Below are 15,632 nucleotides of genomic sequence, written 5' to 3' on the forward strand. Positions count from 1 at the left end.
ATTTGTCTGCGCGGTTATCCGCCGTGCGTGCAATCACTTGTCCAGAAAATATAAGGAACAACGATGACCACTGTCTATGAATCAAATCGCTTTGCGTTTCAGGTGTCATGGGGCTCGATATTGGCCGGGAGTGCCGTGGCGCTGGTGACTTATCTGATATTCAGCGTGCTGGGTACGGCTATTGGCGCCCAGGCCGTGGATATGATGCAACAGGGCAATCCGCTGAGCGGCTTTGGCACCGGCACCGGCATCTGGCTGCTGGTTTCAACGCTGGTGGCGCTGGCCGCTGGCGCGTTCGTCGCCGGGCGCACCGCGCCGAACCGCGGCGGCTTGCATGGCCTGCTGAGCTGGTCTATCACCACCTTGCTGACCACCTGGCTGATGGTTTCATTGGCAAGTGGCGTGGTTGGACTGGCGGGCAGCGCGGTGGGCAAGGGGCTTTCGCTGGCGGGCAGCGGCCTGGCGGCGGCGGCGCCAAACGTGGGCGAAGGCCTCAAGCAACAGCTGGATAAAAACGGCATCAGCCTGGACTGGGGAAGTCTGGAAAACCAGTTGAACGCCACGCTTAAGCAGACCGGTAAGCCGGAGTTGGATCCTGCACGGTTGGAACAGAAGGCCGATCGGGTGGCCGCTGACGGCAAACAATCAGCCATGGATGCCGCTGCCGATCCTGCGCAGGCCGCCACCGAGCTTAAGCAGTGGTTCGAACGCGTCAAACAGTCCGGTGAGCCGACGCTGAGCGCCGCCGATAAGAACGCGCTGGTGAATATCGTTGCCGCGCGCACCGGGAAGAGCCGCGACGAAGCGAGCCAAATCGTCGATAACTACGCTCAGGCTTACCAGCAGGCGGTGCAAAAAGTGGAAAAACTCAAGGCGCAGGCCGAACAAAAGGCGCGCGAAGCGGCCGATGAAGCGGCCAAACAGCTGTCTCGTGCCGCATGGGGCTCCCTGTTGGTGCTGCTGTTGGGCGCCGCGCTGAGCGCGGGCGTGGGGCGGATTGCTGAATCCACCCGTCGTACCGTCGCGGTAAGTTGAGATGAAGAAAAACCTGTCGTGCATCTCGCTGAATTATCGAAAAGTGGCGGGGGCGTCAGCCCCCGTGCTCGTCATCGATTTTTGCAACGAGAACAACGAGCGCTACACCTTGCGCTACAACCTGCCGCCGGATACCCCGGAACGCACCGAGCGACGGGTATCTTTGCTGCTGTATCTGCTGCGTAAACACCGATCGGCAGAGATCGATAACCTGACTGATTAATCCATTTGTTGAATGAAAAGCCCAGCCTCACGTGCTGGGCTTTTTGTTTGGGGCCGTAGGCCGTTCTGGCGACAAGGCACGGGGCGAGTCGGCTCGGTATTTTACCGGGGGAGAGGTGTGCGGTTCACGGGAGTGGACGTGGCTCCCTATGGGCGTGGTTTGTAAAACAGGGCATCGAGCAAGGTTGGTTAAAACATCCGTTTTCTCTGCGCTGGAACGATAAAAAAGAAATGTGCTATTGCGACGCGAGATTATTGAGAACAACGTTCAATTCCTGAGCTTACCTCTCTCGTTTTCTTTGACTGACGATCATCCTTTTACATATCGGCCGCAGTAATATTTATCGGCGGGCCAAACTATAAAATGCGTTTTCATTTGTGATGATGAAATTCCTATTCGGCCATGCAATCCGGCTATAAAAAAACACTTTAAGGTAAAACAATTAACAAAAAGTGTGATTCCACCAGGTGTGGCAAGTGCATCTTTGATGAGTGCATTTTACATGGCTTGATTTTGTTTTATGGGTTTCCCATGGCGGGATTTATATAACATGATCATTTTCAGTTATTTATGCGATAGTTTTTCCTATGCCGTAAAAAATGAATTGGCAGGGTGATTTTTTTTAGGATTAATCTTAATAACTTGGTTTGTTTGGTTAACGATTTTAATAAAAAGGACGCAAAGCTTATAAAGGCAAGGAGCACATATGGATTACAGAAAAGATATTCTTGTACAGGTGTTGGAGTATATGGAGAAGAATATTGTCGAGGGGCTGTCAGTTGAAAAGGTTTCCATTATTTCAGGCTACTCTAAATGGCATTTGCAACGGCTGTTTAAGCATTATTTTGGCATAACGCTCGGGACTTATATAAGGAATAGAAAACTGAGTCGCTCTGCTATTCTGCTCAAACAGCACCAAGGAAATATATTGGATGTTGCCCTGGCATCCGGGTTTGCCTCTCAGCAATGTTACACGCGGGCATTCAAACGTTTCTTCGGCGAAACGCCCAACAGCTTCAGGAACAGCCGGGGGTGGGATTTTTCCATGCAGATCCCGCCATATGGCAACGACAAGAAACCCTATTTCTACCACGCGGTCATGCCGGATGACATTGAGATGTTAAAGCATTACAAGGCACTGATTTTTCATTCTATAAGAAAATACAGAGATGCCAGTGACATTGCACAGACCAATGAGAAATGGTTAAGCAAGCAGCGAGGGGTGTGTAATGTCGAAAAGAACAGGAGCCATAAATGGCATTCCAGCAGCAAGGAACCAGAGGTTTTTCATTCTATTTTTAATTTTTATATCCCTATGGGTAGATATATTGTCATCCCCTTTATGGGGGAGTTGTCAGAGTACGTTAAATTTTTCGAAGGAATATACGACATCTATCTGCCGGCTATCAATGTCAAAATGCGGGAGAGCTTTTTTATCGAGTTATATAGACAAGATAATTTAAATGGTAATGTTATCAATGTCGATATACTTATTCCTGTAACCTAGTGATAAGGCAAGGAGACATCATGAATAGAGAAAAAAGCCTCGACCCAATTAATAAACGCCAACAGGTTCGCTTTATGCTACCTTTTACATTGCCTGCACTTGGCCGAACAAGGGTTACCGGTTTAGGCCGGCAGGCCATTAAATTTACGGTGGCGTTAATTTTTTTCATGTTTTCAGGAAATGCGATGGCAAATAAGCAGGATCATCAGAAAATAGCGTTGGTCGGAACCTGGACCCATATTCCGGATGCGCCGGCGGTGCAGAAACCGGCGCATCCCAGTGAAGGGCTCTATCGCCTGGCGGTGAATGGCGACGGCACGTTAACGCCGCTCGATGTGATTAAGATGAAAAGCCCGTCGTGGATCGTAAAATCTCGCGATGGCCGTTTTGCCTATGTCACCAATGAAGAGGACGCGGGAACGGTGACCGCGTTGGCGATAGGCCAAGACGGCGCCGTCCGGGTACTGAATACGGTGAACAGTGCAGGCCGGCAGCCGACGCATGCCACACTCAGCCCGGATGGCCGGTATCTGTTTGTCGCCAACTACTCCGTCACTCAAGGTGGCGCGGGCGTGACGGCATTGCCGATTGGCGGCGACGGCAAGCTGGGTGAGTCCGTGCAGCATTATCCGTTTACATCAGGTTCCGGCGCCGTGCAGGGGCGTCAGGAAGGGGGCCATGCGCACTCCACCACCTTCAGCCGCGATGGCAACTATCTGTATGCGGCGGATCTTGGCGGGGACAAGCTGCACGCCTATCGCTACCGTTCGGATAGCGCGCAGCCGTTGCAGGCGGATGCCTCGCGCGATGTCAGCTTTGCACCCGGCGCCGGTCCACGGCACATGGTGTTCTCGCCGCAGGGCGAATATGCCTATGTCATCACCGAAATGGCGGGCGACATCGAGGCGTTTGCCGTCAACGACCATCGATTGACGCCGCTGGGGAAAGTGAAGCTGAACGGTGGGCAGGACTCGGCGGAATTTAAAAGCGGCGGAGCCATTATCCTTAGCCCGAGCGGAAAATATCTTATTGCCACCAATCGCGGCAGCGATAATCAACTGCTGGTATTAAGCATTGCCAAGAATGGTCTGCCAGGCGCGCCGGCGCGCTATCAAGCCGGCGGCATTGAACCGCGTGCGCTCGCGTTCGATGTCGGAGGCCGCTACCTCTATGCCACGAATGTGTTCACCAATACCGTGACCCTGTTCGATTTCGATGATGAGACGGGCAGGTTGCAGGCCAGGGGGGAGGCGGCGACGATCTCAACGCCGACGGATATCAAGTTTTTTAATTAACGCCAATCATAACGCGCGGGCAAACCGTGTCTGTACAGGGGAAAAGGGCGGATTGCGGGTGCAGATGATGGAGAATGGCTTGATAAGAAAGGATGGTGTCCCCGACTGGAATCGAACCAGTAACTAGCCCTTAGGAGGGGCTTGTTATATCCGTTTAACTACGGGGACGCTGCGGGTCGGCAACCGAAGCTGCCGGGGCATTATACCTTTTTTTACCCGCAGAATAAGCGCTTAGCGGCGCGTTTGCTCAATACCTCGCCAGTTCGCGCCGAAATTTCCTCGGCTAACCGACGGCGATCACGGTTTTTCCCCGCCGTGGCGCCGTTTTTCCTCTTGCAGGCGCGCCGCCTTATTTTTTGCGCTCAAATCGTTGCGGATTTGCGCATGGCTTATCAGCGCAAAGATAAAGGTGCCGCCGATGATATTGCCCGCCAGCGTCGGCAAGGCGAACGGATAAACGAATTCTCGCCAGCCAATCGCGCCGTTGAACACCAGATAGAGGATCTCTACCGAACCGACCACGATATGGGTCAAATCGCAAATCGCCACCAGATAGGTCATCAGCACGATCACCCAGATTTTCGCCGCGCCGGCGGCCGGGAACATCCATACCATGGTAGCGATGATCCAGCCGGCCAGAATGCCGTTGGCGAACATTTCTCCCGGCGTATGGCGTATCACCTCTTCGCCCAGGCTGATGAAGGCGCCGCGTGTTTCGGTGTCGAACAGCGGCATATGGGTAAACGCCAGCGCCGCCAGCCCGGTGCCGATCAGGTTGCCGAGCAGCACCACGCCCCACAGTCGCAGCAGGATCAGCAGGTTACGCGGCGTGGGTTTATGCATGACTGGCAACACTGCCGTGACGGTGTTTTCGGTAAACAGCTGCTGGCGCGCCATGATGACGATGATAAAACCGAAGGTGTAGCCGAGGTTCTCGATGAAAAAACGGCTGGGATCGTCCGGCAGACGGGCGTGGAAAATGCCTTTCGCCGCCAGCGAGGCGCCCATCGACAGCCCGGCGGCGACTGCCGACCACAGCAACGCCAGCCCGTCGCGCTCCAGCTCTTTTTCGCCCTCCATCCGGATCTGTTCATGTACCGCCGCCGCGCGCGACGGCAGATTCTCTTCCCTGACTTCGATTTCGCGCTTGCCCTGTTCCTGCTCTTCGCTCTCTACCTGCATCGTCTCATCCTGCTCGTGCTCCTGGCGCTGCTGTTCGTTCATGCTGTCGCTCCTGCTCAATAAGGGTGAGTTCACGTCATTAAGCGTAGCTGCCCGGCCTAAATGCGGCGAAATACAGAAAAAGGTAACAAGAGTTAAAATCCGCCGGTTTTTTCCACGCATTCTTGATCCTGCTCGCCATATTGTCCCGTTGGCGCGCCCGCTGCGGGCTGCGTGCGGGGAAAGGCTTATGCTATGATTCGCTATCCCAAAGAAAAATATGAGTTCCCCGATGCTGGAAGCCAAAAGTCTGAGTTGCGTGCGCGATGAGCGCATCCTGTTTAGCGAGCTAAGCTTTTCAGTTCAGCCGGGCGATATCATTCAGGTAGAAGGGCCGAACGGCGCGGGCAAGACCAGTCTGCTGCGCATTCTCGCCGGTCTGGCGCGGCCGGACGGCGGCGAGGTGTGCTGGCGCGGGCGCAGCACGTTGCGCGATCGTGCAGCCTACCAGCAAGACTTGTTGTTTATCGGCCACCAGCCCGGCATCAAGGCCGTATTGACGCCCTTCGAAAATCTGCAGTTTTATCAAGCGGTGCGCGGCGTCGCCGATCATCAGGCCATCTGGCGCGCGCTGGAGCAGGTGGGGCTGGTGGGTTACGAAGATCTGCCGGTGGCGCAGCTGTCGGCGGGGCAGCAGCGGCGCGTGGCGCTGGCGCGCCTGTGGCTGAGCGCGGCGCCGCTGTGGATCCTCGATGAGCCGCTAACGGCGATCGACAAACAGGGCGTGGCCGAGTTGATTAGCCTTTTTGAACAACATGCGCAGCGGGGCGGCATGGTATTGTTGACCACGCACCAGGATTTGGCCGGCGTCAGCCAAACGGTGGGCAGAATCCGGTTGGCGGAACACGACGCGGGGAGTTTGTGATGTTTTTGACCCTGCTGCGTCGCGAATTGAAAATCGCCTGCCGTAAAGGTTCGGAGATCGTCAACCCGCTGTGGTTTTTCCTGATCGTCATCACGCTGTTCCCGTTGGGGATTGGCCCTGAGCCGCAGTTGCTGGCGCGCATTGCGCCGGGCATCGTGTGGGTGGCGGCGCTGCTGGCCTCGCTGCTCTCGTTGGAGCGGCTGTTTCGCGACGATTTTCTCGACGGTTCGCTGGAGCAGCTGTTGCTGCTGCCGACGCCGCTGCCGATGACGGTGCTGGGCAAAGTGTGTGCTCACTGGGTGGTGACGGGATTACCGTTGCTGATCCTGTCGCCGCTGGTGGCGCTGCTGCTGTCGCTCGATATGCAGACCTGGCTGGCGGTGGCGGGGACGCTGCTGCTCGGCACGCCGACGCTGAGCCTGATAGGCGCTATCGGCGTGGGGTTGACCGTCGGTCTGCGCAAAGGGGGCGTGCTGCTCAGCCTGCTGGTGCTGCCGCTGTATATCCCGGTGCTGATCTTCGCCACCGGCGCGATCGACGCCGCCTCGATGGGCATGCCGATCGACGGTTATCTGGCGATACTCGGCGCGATGCTGGCGGGCAGCGTGACATTGGCACCGTTTGCCACCGCGGCGGCGCTGCGAGTGAGCGTGCACTAGCTAACTGATTGAATGAACAGACGGGGCAAGGCCGACAAGAGCGTACCCCGCAGAAGATTTTCGCCGTTTCGATCGCTCGGGGCGGCCGACGCACAAAAATTACCGTGAGCACTGACGACAATGTGGAAATGGTTACATCAACTGGCGCGGCCCGAGCGGCTGTATCACGTCTGCGGCCGCTTCATCCCCTGGCTGGGGCTGGCGGCGGCGGTTTGCCTGCTGCTCGGCTGGGCATGGGGCTTTGGTTTCGCGCCGAAAGACTATCAACAGGGCGACAGCTTCCGCATCATTTATATTCACGTGCCGGCGGCCATGTGGTCGATGGGCATCTACGCCTCGATGGCGGTGGCGGCGTTTATCGGCCTGGTGTGGCAGATGAAAATGTCCGATACCGTGGTGGCGGCGATGGCGCCGATCGGCGCGGTGTTCACCTTTATTGCGTTGGTGACCGGCTCTGCCTGGGGCAAGCCGATGTGGGGCACCTGGTGGGTGTGGGACGCGCGTCTGACCTCCGAACTGGTGCTGCTGTTTCTCTATATGGGCGTCATCGCGCTGTATAATGCCTTCGAAGACCGCCGCCTGGCGGGCCGCGCCGCCGGCATTCTGGTGCTGGTGGGCGTGGTGAATATTCCGATCATCCATTTCTCCGTTGAATGGTGGAATACGCTGCATCAGGGCTCGACCAATATGCAGCAGTCCATCGCGCCGAGCATGCGCACCCCGCTGCGCTGGGCGATCCTCGGCTACCTGTTGCTGTTCGTCACGCTGACGCTGATGCGCCTGCGCAATCTGATCCTGTTCCAGGAGCGCCAGCGCCCGTGGGTCGCCGGGCTGGTGAATAAGGAGCGTCAGTCATGAACGCCGCGTTCGATTCCTGGTCGGCGTTTTTCGCCATGGGCGGCTACGCCTTCTATGTCTGGCTGGCGGTCGCCGCCACGCTGATTTCGCTGTTGGGGCTGGTGGCGCACACCGTCTGGCAGCGGCGGCAACTGCTCGCCGAGATCGGCCGGCGTCAGGCGCGCGAGCGGCGCATTCGCCATGCGCAACAATCAAAACAAAAATCCGCCGCACCGCGGGAGAAATCATTGTGAATCCACGTCGTAAAAGCCGCCTTTATCTGGCGATCGTTGTGCTGATCGGCATCGCGCTGACCGCGACCCTGATGCTGTACGCGCTGCGCTCCAACATCGATCTGTTCTACACCCCGGGTGAAATCCTGCAGGGCAAGGGCGAAAACCATGAGAAGCCCGAAGTCGGCCAGCGGCTGCGCATCGGCGGCATGGTGATGCCCGGCTCGGTGAAGCGCGATCCCAATACGCTGCAGGTCAGCTTCAAGATTTACGACGCGCGCGGCGCGATCGGCGTGACCTACACCGGCATTCTGCCGGATCTGTTCCGCGAAGGGCAGGGCGTGGTGGCGCAGGGCGTGCTGGGTGAGGGCAACGTGGTCAACGCGCGCGAAGTGTTGGCCAAACACGATGAGAAATACACCCCGCCGGAAGTGGCCGACGCGATGAAAGAGAACCACCAAGGGCCGGCGCAGGCGTATAGCGCGCCGCAGGCGGAGGGTGCCAAGTCATGATGCCGGAACTGGGCAGTTTTCTGCTGTGCCTGGCGCTGGCGATTGCGCTGCTGCTGAGCATTTACCCGCAGTGGGGCGCGGCGCGGCAGGACAGCCGCATGATGGCGGTGGCGCGGCCGCTGACCTACGGCATGTTCGCCGCGATTGCGCTGGCGTTCCTGTGCCTGGTGCACGCCTTCGTGGTCAACGATTTTACCGTCGCCTACGTGGCCACCAACTCCAATACCCAACTGCCGGTGTATTACCGCATCGCCGCCACCTGGGGGGCACATGAAGGTTCGCTGCTGCTGTGGGTGCTGCTGCTGAGCTGTTGGTCGCTGGCGGTGGCGCTGTGCAGCCGGGCGATGCCGCAGGATGCGGTGGCGCGGGTGCTGTCGGTGATGGGGATGATCACCGCCGGTTTCCTGCTGTTCATCATCATGACCTCCAACCCGTTCACCCGTACGCTGCCGAATTTTCCGATCGACGGCAGCGATCTCAACCCGCTGCTGCAGGATATCGGCCTGATCTTCCACCCGCCGCTGTTGTATATGGGCTATGTCGGCTTCTCGGTCGCCTTTGCGTTCGCCATCGCTTCGCTGATGGCAGGCCGGCTCGATACCGCCTGGGCGCGCTGGTCGCGCCCGTGGACCACCGCCGCCTGGGTGTTCCTCACGCTGGGCATCGTGCTCGGATCGGCCTGGGCCTACTATGAGCTGGGTTGGGGCGGCTGGTGGTTCTGGGATCCGGTGGAAAACGCCTCCTTTATGCCGTGGCTGGCCGGCACCGCGCTGATGCATTCGCTGGCGGTGACCGAAAAACGCGGCACGTTCAAAGCCTGGACGGTGTTGCTGGCGATCACCGCCTTCTCGCTGTGCCTGCTGGGCACCTTCCTGGTGCGCTCAGGCGTGCTGGTCTCGGTGCACTCCTTCGCCTCCGATCCGGCGCGCGGCATGTTTATTCTCGCTTATCTGGTGATCGTGATCGGCGGCTCGCTGCTGTTGTACGCGGTCAAAGGCGGCCAGGTGCGCAGCCGGGTGCAGCACGAAACCTTCTCGCGCGAGACCTTTCTGCTGGGCAACAACGTGCTGCTGATCGCCGCCATGCTGGTGGTGCTGCTGGGCACGTTGCTGCCGCTGGTGCACAAACAGCTGGGGCTGGGCAGCATCTCGATCGGTGAGCCGTTCTTCAACACCATGTTCACCTGGCTGATGGCGCCGTTGGCGCTGCTGTTGGGCATCGGCCCGCTGGTGCGCTGGCGCCGCGATGAGCCGAGCAAGCTGTGGCGCCGCCTCGGCGTGGCGCTGTTGGCGACGCTGGTGCTGTCAATCCTGCTGCCGTGGCTGTTGCAGGACAGCATCGTCGGCATGACGGTGGTGGGCCTGATCATGGCGCTGTGGGTGATCATCCTGACGCTGATGGAGCTGCATGAGCGCGCTACCCATCGTCACGGTTTCTGGCGCGGCCTGCGCCAGCTGTCCCGCAGCCACTGGGGCATGGTGCTCGGCCACCTCGGCGTGGCGGTGACGGTGATCGGCATCGCCTTCAGCCAGAATTACAGCGTGGAGCGCGACGTGCGGATGAAGGCCAGCGACAGCGTGGATATCCACAACTACCACTTTGTGTTCCGCGATGTGCACGACATCCGCGGCCCGAACTACAGCGGCGGCGTCGGCATCATCGACGTCACGCGCAACGGTAAGCCGGAGGCGACGCTGCGTGCGGAGAAGCGCTACTACAGCGTGGCGCGCAGCATGATGACCGAGGCGGCGATCGACGGCGGTTTCAGCCGCGATCTGTACGCGGCGCTGGGCGAGGAGCTGGAAGACGGCTCCTGGGCGGTGCGTCTGTATTACAAACCCTTCGTGCGCTGGATCTGGTTCGGCGGCGTCTTTATGGCGATCGGCGGCCTGCTGTGCATTCTCGATCCGCGTTACCGCATGAGTAAAAAGCTCAAACGCGAAGGCAAGCTGGAGGCGCAACCATGAAGCGTAAGCTGCTGTTTATCCCCCTGGTGCTGTTTCTGCTGCTGGTGGCGGCGCTGATGGTGCAGCTGACGCGCAACGCCGGCGGCGAAGATCCGACCATGCTGGAATCGGCGCTGATCGGCAAGCCGGTGCCGACCTTCAGGCTGGAATCTCTGGATCAGCCAGGCAAAACCTACGATCAGGCGGTGCTGCGCGACGGTAAGCCGATATTGCTCAACGTCTGGGCCACTTGGTGCCCGACCTGCCGCGCGGAGCACCAGTACCTCAATACGCTGGCGGCGCGCGGTGTACGGGTGGTCGGCTTGAATTACAAAGACGATCGCGCCAAGGCGGTGATCTGGCTCAATTCCCTCGGCAATCCCTATGCCCTCAGCCTGTATGACGGCGACGGCATGCTGGGCTTGGATCTCGGGGTGTACGGCGCGCCTGAGACCTTCCTTATCGACGGCCAGGGGATTATTCGCTATCGCCACGCCGGCGACATGAACGAGCGCGTCTGGCAGCAGGAAGTGTTGCCGCTGTATAAAAAATACGGGGGTGAAGCATGAGGCTGATTGTCCTGCTGTGCGCCGCGTTGCTGAGCTGGAGCGCCGCTGCGGCGATCGATACCTATCGCTTTAACTCCGTCGAGCAGGAGCAGCAGTATCGCGAGTTGACCGAACAACTGCGCTGCCCGAAATGCCAAAACAACAGCATTGCCGATTCCAACGCCATCATCGCCGCCGACATGCGCACCAAGGTGTATGAGCTGATGATGCAGGGGCAAAGCAAGCAGCAGATCATCGATTACATGGTGGCGCGTTACGGCAACTTCGTCACCTACGAACCGCCGGTAACGCCGGCGACGCTGATCTTGTGGATCGGCCCGCTGCTGTTTGTGTTGATCGGCGGGGCGGTGGTGATCCTGCGCACCCGTCGCCGGCCCGGTGCAGCGGCAGACGATGAATTCTCCGAACGGGAACGGCAGCGCCTGGCGGCGCTGTTGCAAGAGACTGACAGGAAGAAACCCTAATGGCTTTTTGGCTGATTATTTGCGCGTTGCTGGCCGGCGCCGCAGCAACGCTGGTGGTGCCGGCGATGCGCCGCGGCAAGCAGAGCGCCGCCACGCGCGATGCGTTGAACAAGGCGTTTTATCAGGATCGCCTCAGCGAACTGGAGCAGGATGAGCAGCAGGGTGTAGTGGCCGAGCGCCCGGAGCTGGTGAAAGAGCTGCAGCAGAACCTGTTGTACGACATTCCCGCCGAGCAGCAAGCGCTGCAGGCGAAGCCGATCAACCGCTGGGCGCTGGTGCCGGGCGTGCTGTTATTGTTGGTGGTGACGGTTGGCTTTTATCTGAAAACCGGCGGGCTGGCGCAGGTGCTGGATTGGCGTCTGGTGCAGGCGCAAATGCCGGAATTGCGCGAGCGCGTCGCCAATGAACGCGCCAAACCGCTGAGCATGGAAGAGATCGCCCGTCTTGGGCTGGGGCTGCGCACCGAGCTGCAGCAGGACGATCGCAACATCAACGACTGGATGATGCTGGGGCGCGTCGGTATGGCGCTGAACAACGCCACCACCGCCACGCAGGCATTTGCCCATGCTTATCAATTGGATCCGAATAGTCTGGAAGTGCGGCTCGGCTATGCCGAGGTCTTGACTCGCTCCAACGATCCGGAGGATAACAAGCAGGCGACGAAGCTGTTGCGGCGCATGCTCGCGGAAAATCACAGCGATCCGCGGGTGCTGAGCCTGCTGGCGTTCAATGCCTTCGAACAGGGCGATTTCAAGCAGGCGATCGGCGCCTGGCAGGTGATGTTGCAGCTTCTGCCGGCCAACGATCCGCGCGCGGAAGTGATAAAGCGCAGCATTGCACAAGCAAAAGCCCAGGCAGGCGGAGAAACTGTTAAACTGAATGTGACCGTTTCGCTGTCACCGCAGGCGGCGAAAGCCATGCCGCCGCAGGGCACGCTGGTCATCTCGGTCACCGACGGCGTCAGCCCGGTGCCGGTGGCGGTAAAACAATTGCCGCTGAGCCGTTTTCCGCTGTCTTTCTCTCTGGATGACAGCAACGCCATGATGCCCGAGCGTCTACTCTCGGCGCAGCATCAGGTGCAGGTGCGTGTGCGCCTCTCACAGGACGGATTGGCCACGCCGCAGCCGGGAGACTGGTTCGGCGAAAGCTCGCTGCAGACATTCAGCGGTAAAGAGCAGGTTAGCGTTCAGATAAACAAGCAGGTCCCTGAAAAATAAGACCGAACGTGTTTTTATGGAGAAAAATATGAATTTTCGCCTGACTGGGGTGGCATTCGCAACGGTATTACTGGTGGGCTGTGCCAGCGCGCCAGACAACGAGCCGCAAGGGCGTTCCGATCCGCTGGAAGGATTTAACCGGACGATGTTCGACTTCAACTACAACGTCCTGGATCCTTATATCCTGCGCCCGGTCGCGGTGGCGTGGCGCGACTATGTGCCGATGCCGGCGCGTAACGGCATCAGCAACTTCACCTCCAACCTGGAAGAACCGGCCAGCATGGTCAACGCCTTCCTGAAGGGCGATCCTTACCGTGGGATGATCCACTTCAACCGTTTCTTCCTGAATACCCTGCTTGGCATGGGCGGCCTGATCGACGTGGCCGGCATGGCCAACCCGAAACTGGCGCGCGAAGAGCCGAACCGTTTCGGCAGCACCTTGGGCCATTACGATGTGGGTTACGGTCCGTATGTGATGTTGCCTGGCTACGGCAGCTTCACGCTGCGTGAAGACGGCGGTGATTTTGCGGATACGCTGTATCCGATGCTGAGCTACCTGACCTTCTGGATGTCGGCGGGCAAATGGGTGGTCGAGGGTATCGAAACTCGCGCCCAACTGCTGGATTCCGACGGCCTGCTGCGCAACTCCTCCGATCCTTATGTCATGGTGCGCGAGGCTTACTTCCAGCGCCACGATTTCATCGCTAACGGCGGTTCGCTCAAGCCGGAAGAGAACCCGAACGCCAAGGCGATTCAGGGCGAGTTGGACGAGATCGACTCGCAGTAATCTCTGGCCTTATGCCAAAGAAAACCCGCCATCAGGCGGGTTTTTTTATGCCGCGAGCGGCAGGCAAAGAAAAAGCGCCCCGTAGGGCGCTTTGGCATCTTTCTCAAGCGAGATTAGAAGCGGTAGTTGAAGTTGGCGCCGTACAGCCAGGCCTTGCCCACCGAGTTGAAGGTGTAAGGGCCTTCGTTGATGGTGACTTTCTGGCCGTGCATGTAGGACACGCCGACGTCAACCGAAGCGTCTTTGTTGAACGCATAAGAGGTACCTGCGCTGACCCAGAAGCGGTCCTGATCCGGAATGGAGATGGAACGGTTCTGTGCCGGCACCGGGCTGTCATCGAAGGCAACGCCGCCGCGGAAGGTCCAGTTGTCGTCGTAGAAGTAAGTGGTACCCAGCGCGATGCGGTAAGCGTCGCGGAAGCCTTCATGCTTCTGGAACAGCGTTTGACCGTTGCTGCCGGTGGCTCTCAGCTCCTGGAACTGACTCCAGCTGGTGTAGGCCAGGCTGTAGTGGATGGCCCACTGCGGTGCCACTTTGTTGTAACCGGACAGTTCCCACATTTCCGGCAGGTTCAGATCCAGAGAACCTGGGATGGTGCTGCCGCTGGTGCCCCACGGTAAGCCCACGCCCAGCGCCTGGGTAATTGGGTTGTACTGTGCCGGCAGGCTGCTCTTGTAGTCACCGTCGAACTTGATTTTCACTTCAGAGCGATAGGTGAAGCCGTAACGGTTGTTTTCATCCACTTCGTACAGCAGGCCGGCGTTCCAGCCGAAGCCCCATTTATCGCCTTTCAGGTGAGAAATCTGGGTGTCGCCAGGGATTTGAGCGATCATCCCGGCTTGCTGAGGCGTTAATTTACCGGTTTGCAGGCCTTGACCGGCAAGCAGCTTCGGCAATTCACCAGCGTAGCGTTCCAGTTTGGCTCTGGCGTAGACGGCATCAAAGCCCAGGCCGAAGCTGAAATGTTGATCCAGGCGGTAAGCGCCGCTCAGGTTCAGGTTCAGGGTTTCCAGATCGGTTTTACCGCCGTAAGCGCCCGCGGTGTAGCCGTCGTTGAATTCGGTCGCCAGGCCGTAGTTGCTGGTGACAGAGCCGCCTACGGCGAACTGATCGTTAATCGGGTGAACGTAATGCAGGTTCGGCACCCAGGCGGTTGGCGCGATGTTTTTCGCATCCAGGCTGGCACCGGAAGGAGATTTGCCGGTGATGTCTACGTCTGGATCGATGAAGACCGCGCCGATGGAGAGTTCCGGGCGGGTATACATCATCAACAATGCCGGGTTGCGGCTCGCGGAGGCCGCCGTATCCGCCATGGCGCCTTCGCCAGAATACGAACGTCCTAAACCAGCTGCTGAGAACTCGTTCAGCTGGAATCCTGCGGCAGACACGTTTGAAGAAATAATTGCCACTGCAGCTGCGAGAGCTGATTTAGTCAATAGGTTTTTCTGGCTCATGACCAAAACCTCATTATGTGTTTATTATTTAAACTATTGTTACACGAAGTAACAAGGAGCGCGGGATTGTAGGGTCCGTTATCGTTCAGACAAATCAGACCAGTGGCTGAAGTATAGGTCTGACCTGTGAAGATGTTGCAAGTTTGTTTTTGAAATATTTCTAACCTGATATCAAAAAAGAGATCCGCTTAACAAAAAGCCAGCGGTAAATAACAAAATTCTTACTATTCCTTAGCAGACGCTCATTTTTATTTGTGATTTCCATCACTTAAAACACCCAGTAAAAGTAAGTGCTAGTGATTGCCTGCGCGGAGGAGTAAAATACCCGCAGAATTTTGTGGCTTTGTGCCGGTGAGTAAAACGGCAATTTGGGCTGATAACAGAGGCCCTTGAGGAGAACCAATCATGTCAGATGCAATTAATAAATGCAGCGCCCAGGAAACCGCAGCCTGCTGCTGTGTGGATGTCGGCACCGTGATGGATAATACCGATTGCACCGCATCCTACAGCCAAGTGTTCAGCAATCAACAAGATGCGGAGGCGATGTTGGCGGCCCTGAGCGAAAAGGCGCGCGCGGTCGAATCCGACCCTTGTGACATCAGCAGTAGCATTAAACCGGTTGACGGCGGCGTGCAGTTGGAGGCCGATTTCACCTTCGCCTGCCAGGCGGAAACCCTGATCTTCCAGCTCGGCCTGCGTTAATCCCGCTTTACCCCCGGCGCCGCCTGTTGCGCGCCGGGGATTTCCTTTCCCGTATCCCCTCCTGTAGAAAGTGCGCCTGCTCGCAGTTTTGATCTCTGCCGGTTTG

The 15,632-nt window shown here is 58.2% G+C and carries 17 protein-coding genes and 1 tRNA gene; 15 read left to right on the forward strand and 3 right to left on the reverse strand.

Translation table 11 applies throughout. From position 1 onward, the window contains the following. Positions 1 to 63 precede the first annotated feature (63 nt). The 4 genes from ACRAWE_RS01955 to ACRAWE_RS01970 all read left to right on the forward strand — a co-directional run bounded on the left by ACRAWE_RS01955 (position 64) and on the right by ACRAWE_RS01970 (position 4,060). Positions 64 to 1,035 carry a hypothetical protein gene (locus tag ACRAWE_RS01955; RefSeq protein WP_074055774.1) on the forward strand — a complete coding sequence of 324 codons (972 nt, stop codon included), beginning with the start codon at positions 64 to 66 and terminating at the stop codon, positions 1,033 to 1,035. Position 1,036: 1 nt separating this feature from the next. Beyond that, positions 1,037 to 1,258, forward strand: a complete 222-nt coding sequence (locus ACRAWE_RS01960) for a hypothetical protein (protein WP_019453795.1) — start codon at positions 1,037 to 1,039, stop codon at positions 1,256 to 1,258. 706 nt (positions 1,259 to 1,964) lie between these two features. Further along, a complete protein-coding gene (locus ACRAWE_RS01965; RefSeq protein ID WP_432524593.1) occupies positions 1,965 to 2,765 on the forward strand; it encodes a helix-turn-helix domain-containing protein in 801 nt (266 codons plus the stop codon). A gap of 20 nt (positions 2,766 to 2,785) precedes the next feature. Continuing rightward, on the forward strand, positions 2,786 to 4,060 hold the full coding sequence (locus ACRAWE_RS01970) for a lactonase family protein (RefSeq protein WP_432524595.1): 1,275 nt from the start codon (positions 2,786 to 2,788) through the stop codon (positions 4,058 to 4,060). Between the two features lie 93 nt (positions 4,061 to 4,153). On the opposite strand, the gene ACRAWE_RS01975 is transcribed toward ACRAWE_RS01970, so the two are convergent. Then, a tRNA-Arg gene (locus ACRAWE_RS01975) sits at positions 4,154 to 4,228 on the reverse strand. Between the two features lie 129 nt (positions 4,229 to 4,357). Continuing rightward, a complete protein-coding gene (locus ACRAWE_RS01980; protein WP_019453792.1) occupies positions 4,358 to 5,284 on the reverse strand; it encodes a formate/nitrite transporter family protein in 927 nt (308 codons plus the stop codon). Positions 5,285 to 5,513: 229 nt separating this feature from the next. Here ACRAWE_RS01980 and ccmA point away from each other — a divergent pair, with 229 nt between their 5' ends. From ccmA to mlaA, 10 genes are all read left to right on the forward strand, one after another. Further along, positions 5,514 to 6,146 (forward strand): cytochrome c biogenesis heme-transporting ATPase CcmA, encoded by a 633-nt coding sequence (gene ccmA, locus ACRAWE_RS01985; protein ID WP_063919803.1) that lies wholly within the window; start codon positions 5,514 to 5,516, stop codon positions 6,144 to 6,146. Beyond that, positions 6,146 to 6,805, forward strand: a complete 660-nt coding sequence (gene ccmB, locus ACRAWE_RS01990; protein WP_019453790.1) for a heme exporter protein CcmB — start codon at positions 6,146 to 6,148, stop codon at positions 6,803 to 6,805. Before ccmA ends, ccmB begins: the two co-directional genes overlap by 1 nt. Positions 6,806 to 6,925: 120 nt before the next feature. Beyond that, positions 6,926 to 7,663: a heme ABC transporter permease gene (locus ACRAWE_RS01995; RefSeq protein WP_019453789.1), complete on the forward strand. Its 738-nt coding sequence runs from the start codon at positions 6,926 to 6,928 to the stop codon at positions 7,661 to 7,663. Then, positions 7,660 to 7,896 (forward strand): heme exporter protein CcmD, encoded by a 237-nt coding sequence (gene ccmD, locus ACRAWE_RS02000; protein ID WP_004936267.1) that lies wholly within the window; start codon positions 7,660 to 7,662, stop codon positions 7,894 to 7,896. The genes ACRAWE_RS01995 and ccmD overlap by 4 nt, the downstream gene beginning before the upstream one ends. Beyond that, positions 7,893 to 8,387, forward strand: a complete 495-nt coding sequence (gene ccmE, locus ACRAWE_RS02005; protein ID WP_019453788.1) for a cytochrome c maturation protein CcmE — start codon at positions 7,893 to 7,895, stop codon at positions 8,385 to 8,387. The genes ccmD and ccmE overlap by 4 nt, the downstream gene beginning before the upstream one ends. After that, entirely contained in the window at positions 8,384 to 10,354 is a 1,971-nt protein-coding gene (locus ACRAWE_RS02010; RefSeq protein ID WP_432524599.1) for a heme lyase CcmF/NrfE family subunit, read from the forward strand. The genes ccmE and ACRAWE_RS02010 overlap by 4 nt, the downstream gene beginning before the upstream one ends. After that, positions 10,351 to 10,902 carry a DsbE family thiol:disulfide interchange protein gene (locus tag ACRAWE_RS02015; RefSeq protein WP_019453786.1) on the forward strand — a complete coding sequence of 184 codons (552 nt, stop codon included), beginning with the start codon at positions 10,351 to 10,353 and terminating at the stop codon, positions 10,900 to 10,902. The genes ACRAWE_RS02010 and ACRAWE_RS02015 overlap by 4 nt, the downstream gene beginning before the upstream one ends. Further along, the gene (locus ACRAWE_RS02020) at positions 10,899 to 11,366 is read left to right on the forward strand and encodes a cytochrome c-type biogenesis protein (protein WP_019453785.1); all 468 of its coding nucleotides are present in this window, start codon (positions 10,899 to 10,901) and stop codon (positions 11,364 to 11,366) included. The genes ACRAWE_RS02015 and ACRAWE_RS02020 overlap by 4 nt, the downstream gene beginning before the upstream one ends. Further along, positions 11,366 to 12,583 carry a c-type cytochrome biogenesis protein CcmI gene (gene ccmI / locus ACRAWE_RS02025; protein ID WP_063919798.1) on the forward strand — a complete coding sequence of 406 codons (1,218 nt, stop codon included), beginning with the start codon at positions 11,366 to 11,368 and terminating at the stop codon, positions 12,581 to 12,583. Before ACRAWE_RS02020 ends, ccmI begins: the two co-directional genes overlap by 1 nt. Positions 12,584 to 12,611: 28 nt before the next feature. After that, on the forward strand, positions 12,612 to 13,370 hold the full coding sequence (gene mlaA / locus ACRAWE_RS02030; RefSeq protein ID WP_019453783.1) for a phospholipid-binding lipoprotein MlaA: 759 nt from the start codon (positions 12,612 to 12,614) through the stop codon (positions 13,368 to 13,370). A gap of 113 nt (positions 13,371 to 13,483) precedes the next feature. Here mlaA and fadL read toward each other — a convergent pair whose 3' ends face one another. Then, the gene (gene fadL / locus ACRAWE_RS02035; RefSeq protein WP_025160155.1) at positions 13,484 to 14,824 is read right to left on the reverse strand and encodes a long-chain fatty acid transporter FadL; all 1,341 of its coding nucleotides are present in this window, start codon (positions 14,822 to 14,824) and stop codon (positions 13,484 to 13,486) included. 405 nt (positions 14,825 to 15,229) lie between these two features. Between fadL and ACRAWE_RS02040 the strand changes: the two genes are divergently transcribed. After that, complete coding sequence (locus ACRAWE_RS02040) at positions 15,230 to 15,526, forward strand: YfcZ/YiiS family protein (RefSeq protein WP_072145088.1); 297 nt, start codon at positions 15,230 to 15,232, stop codon at positions 15,524 to 15,526. Positions 15,527 to 15,632 lie beyond the last annotated feature (106 nt).

The sequence above is a fragment of the Serratia sp. BFP-2025 genome (genome assembly GCF_050880365.1).
Lineage (GTDB): Bacteria > Pseudomonadota > Gammaproteobacteria > Enterobacterales > Enterobacteriaceae > Serratia > Serratia surfactantfaciens.